This window comes from Paenibacillus sp. y28, from assembly GCF_037137075.1.
Classification (GTDB): domain Bacteria; phylum Bacillota; class Bacilli; order Paenibacillales; family NBRC-103111; genus JBBBNV01.
The window spans coordinates 1-677 of record NZ_JBBBNV010000116.1; the positions used below are offsets into that span (position 1 = coordinate 1).

Annotated in this window: 1 pseudogene; it reads right to left on the minus strand. The window is 69.0% G+C overall.

Annotated elements, in window-relative coordinates:
- Positions 1-677, minus strand: a pseudogene (locus WBG83_RS22545) (collagen-like protein); the annotation flags it as partial.

Genomic DNA, 677 nt, shown 5'->3' on the forward strand with positions numbered 1-677 from the left:
GCACCCGTGGCTCCAGTTGCTCCTGTCGAGCCATCTGCTCCCGTAGCTCCGGTTGCACCGGTCGAGCCTACCGCACCTGTGGCTCCGGTGGCTCCGGTCGAGCCTACTGCTCCCGTTGCACCTGTGGCTCCGGTCGCTCCCGTCGAACCTACCGCGCCCGTGGCTCCGGTGGCTCCTGTCGAGCCTACCGCGCCCGTGGCTCCGGTTGCCCCCGTCGAGCCGTCTGCTCCCGTGGCTCCAGTTGCTCCGGTCGAGCCTACTGCTCCCGTGGCTCCGGTTGCTCCTGTCGAGCCGTCTGCTCCCGTGGCTCCGGTCGCTCCCGTCGAGCCTACTGCTCCCGTGGCTCCGGTTGCTCCCGTCGAGCCTACCGCGCCCGTAGCTCCAGTTGCACCGGTCGTACCTACCGCGCCCGTGGCTCCGGTTGCTCCCGTCGAGCCTACCGCACCTGTGGCTCCGGTCGCTCCGGTCGAGCCTACCGCGCCCGTAGCTCCGGTTGCTCCCGTCGAGCCTACCGCACCCGTAGCTCCAGTTGCTCCGGTCGAGCCTACTGCGCCCGTGGCTCCGGTTGCTCCTGTTGCCCCTCTCGCTCCTGTAGCACCTGTAGGACCAGTATCCCCTTCTTCTCCTTCTGGACCTATAGGACCTGTCGCTCCCGTTGCACCTCTTGCGCCCGTGGC